This is a genomic window from Nocardia lijiangensis NBRC 108240, assembly GCF_001613045.1.
GTDB lineage: Bacteria > Actinomycetota > Actinomycetes > Mycobacteriales > Mycobacteriaceae > Nocardia > Nocardia lijiangensis.
Map to the genome: position 1 here is coordinate 36,163 of NZ_BDBP01000003.1, position 3,381 is coordinate 39,543.

A 3,381-nucleotide genomic window follows, 5' to 3' on the forward strand; every position below is an offset into this window, starting at 1 on the left:
CTCTCATGGCGGTCCGAATGGACCGCCCGCCAACTACCAGCAACCCGGTCCGGCTCAGATGTTCCCGAACTGCTCTCGGCGCTTCTGCTCCTCGAGTTCGGCGTTCTTCGCCGCCTTGAACTGGCCATCGGAGAGCTTGCCCCAGGATGTGGCCATGGTCCGTGTGCCCTCGACAGCGCCCTCGAGCTGGTATTTGAGACCTTTCGGGTCATCCATGAACTTCTTGCCGAAGACCGGGTCGGAGCTGATGATCGAGATCAGCGAATCCAGCTGCGCCTGCACTCGATCAGCGAGGCCGTCCATGCGGTCGCGCACCTTGCCGGTGTCGGTGCCCGCGATGCGCTGCTTTTCCACAAAACTCTCGACGTCCACGGTTCACCTCTCATCTCGCAAGGCTCGTACCGAAACCGTAAAAGCGGCTGGTACCAGAGCCTTTCCGACCATTCTGGCACCTCGGCCGACGTTGTGGGCCGATTCACCGGACCGAGAAGCTAAAGAACCTGTTAGGAATTGGCCATCGATCCGTTCCCTGATGTTAACCCGCAATGGGCGGACAACCAGGGTCAGGCGTCGACCATCCCGTTGCGCTCCTGGAAGCGCTGCTCGAACTCCACGATGTAGCGCGAGGGCGCGATCGAGGACGAGGACTGCTCCAGCACACCGTCATCGGCGATGTAGAACAGCGCACGGCCGATGGCGATCTCACCCGGCGCGGTCGGCACGTAGACCATCCAGCCGCAGCTGATGCGGTCGGCGCGCAGCTGATCCAGCGGATAGCCGGTGGTGTCGAGATTGCGGTCGAGAATGTAGCGGCGCACCTGATCGATGGCCTCGTCCTCGGGCATCGGATCCGGCAGCGTGGTGGCCACGCCGGCCATGGTGAGCTGGTAGAAGGCGCTGTCGATATCGTAGCCACCCTCGTCACCGAAGACGCTGATCAGCGTATCCCTGGTCACCACACCGGCTTCCGCGGCCGAGACCAGCGTGGCCACGGCGGCGACCTGGCCGTCGGTGGCCTCGGCGGAGACCAGGCTGGCGATCACGTTGGTCACCGTCTGCGCGGTCCAGATACCGGGCACGGCCTCGGCGAGCTGATCGGCCGCCGGCGACTCGGCGCGATACCAGCGACCGCCCTCCCACCAGTAGCAGAACGACAGCAAACCGCTGGCGGCCCGAGGATTCAGCACCGGGTTCGCCACCCAGGCCGGAGCACCGGCGTAGTACGCGGGCAGCTGCGCGTCCTGGTTGTACGCCGCGTCCAAGGCGGGCGCGTTCCAGACACCACCGGAGAGCACGGCCCGGCCACCGGGCAGCATGTACAGCGTCGAGCCGCCCCGCTTGGCGCCTTCGAACCAGCCCAGCGCGGGCAGAATACGCGGACCCCACTCGGAACCGACGGCGACGAACGCGGCCGCCAACACCGCCCAGCGGGCCCACAACGTGGGCAGCGCCGGGAAATCGCGCTCCGAGATCGTCCCGCGCACACCGGCTTCCCGATCCGCGCGCGCCCAGGCGGCAGCCTCGGCCGGAGTGCGGGACTGGCGGTTGCCGTGACTCACGTACGCGGCCAGCCACACCGGCAGCCGCTCCCGCGGATTGGCTTCCAGGTCGGCCTGATACACCTCGGCCGGGAACAGGTGATCGTCCGGGAACGGCTCGTCACCGTAATCGTAGTCGATATCCAGCTTACCGGCCGGCGTCAGCTGCAACAGCAGCCGCCACCACGGGCCGTCACCCATGGCGGCGGACACCTCGCGGTGCCGGCGCACCAGCTCCAGCACCGCCTCCGACGGCTGGATGCGGACCGAACGCTCCTTATCATCGCTGAACACGATCTGCGCGACCTCGGCGACCGCGGTGAAAGCGAACACCGCGTCCAGCTTGGACCAGCCCTGCGGGGCGCCGGTGGCCAGTTCGCGGGCCAGATTGTGGCCGATCTCGCGGGCCTGCTCGGCCGGGTCTACAGTTTCGGGCTCCGGCTCTGGCTCGGAATCACCCAGCGAGAACTCCACATCGGGTTTGTCGCTGCTCTCCTCGAACGCCTGCTGGAACTCTTGGCGGAACTCTTCGTCGGCGCGCTGCTCGGGTGTGAGATTCGGCTGCTGATCGCCGGGGACCTGGTTGTCGCGGGCCTCGTCGTTCGGGCCTTCTGGGCTGGTCACGGTGTAGCTATCTCCTCATCCACGTACCCGTAACCGGAATCCCGACGGGGCGTCCGGTTCCAGACTAGAGCCGACTTGCTGTCCTTCATCCTGGCACAGGATGCCGAAAAGCGACCCGGCCAGCCGAAACCCTCACCCCTCAGCAGGATTTGCGGACCCGCCGTGGCGGACCTCGGCCGGCCTTCGTAGGGCAGGACGAGGCCGCGGTGCTGCTGGCGGACCGGGGTGCTGGTCATCGGCTCCTTCGAAGGAAGCAGCTGGGAAGGAATTCTCTCGCACCCGGGGAGTTTTCGTCTCGCTCATGAGCGGTGACTTCCCTAAGAACGTGTCAAGGTCTCGAGCCTGCCGGTCCCCTGCCACCCAATACCGCTGCGGACGGAACCTCCGGTTTGCGAGTATCTGTGCGTGAGACTTGCGATAGTCGAGGATGACCCCGGAGTCGGCGACGCCCTGGTCGCGGCGCTGCGCGCCAAGGACTATCAGGCCGACCATCTGCGGCGCGGCGCCGACCTGCTGCTCACCCACGACCGCTACGACGCCGTCATCCTTGATCTCGGCCTGCCCGATATGGACGGCCTGGAAGTATTGCGCAAACTCCGCGAGGTCAGCTCGGTGCCGGTCCTGATCCTCACCGCGCGCAGCGGCGAACGCGCCGTCATCCGCGGTCTGCACGCCGGAGCCGATGACTACCTGACGAAGCCGCCGCGCGTCGGCGAGCTGGTGGCGCGCCTGGAAACCGTCACCCGCCGCGCCGGTACCCCCACCGCCCCCACTCAGCTGGTGGTGGTGACCGGCGACGTCCGCGTCGACCTGCAAGCCCGCACCGTCGAGGTCGCGGGCACCCCGATCACGCTCACCCACAAGGAATTCGAACTGGTGCGCGTCCTCCTGGAACGCCCGGGCTCCGCCGTCAGCCGCCAGCAACTCATGGACCGCATCTGGGGCGACGCCTTCGCCGCCATCTCCCGCGCCCTCGACGTCCACATGGCCGCGCTGCGCGCCAAACTCCAGCGCCCCGACCTCATCACCACCATCCGCGGCTACGGGTACCGATGGGAAATGGAGCCCCCGGGTCTCTGACGGCTACTGGAATCCACGTGCCTGGAACAGGCGGAGGCGGGCCGCTTTCCGGGCGGCGTTGTCGGCGCCGTCGAGTGACCGGCGAATGTGGTGCGGGCGGCGGTGATCAGGGTGCCGGGGACGTCCGAGTACGTGCGGG

General features: G+C 67.3%; 3 protein-coding genes. 1 reads left to right on the forward strand and 2 read right to left on the reverse strand.

Annotated elements, in window-relative coordinates:
- Window positions 1-54: 54 nt before the first annotated feature.
- Window positions 55-372: a hypothetical protein gene (locus tag NL1_RS01485; protein WP_067833273.1), complete on the reverse strand. Its 318-nt coding sequence runs from the start codon at window positions 370-372 to the stop codon at window positions 55-57.
- A gap of 191 nt (window positions 373-563) precedes the next feature.
- Window positions 564-2,162, reverse strand: a complete 1,599-nt coding sequence (locus NL1_RS01490; RefSeq protein ID WP_307621609.1) for a hypothetical protein — start codon at window positions 2,160-2,162, stop codon at window positions 564-566.
- A gap of 405 nt (window positions 2,163-2,567) precedes the next feature.
- Here NL1_RS01490 and NL1_RS01500 point away from each other — a divergent pair, with 405 nt between their 5' ends.
- Entirely contained in the window at window positions 2,568-3,242 is a 675-nt protein-coding gene (locus NL1_RS01500; RefSeq protein WP_067833279.1) for a response regulator transcription factor, read from the forward strand.
- Window positions 3,243-3,381: the final 139 nt, after the last annotated feature.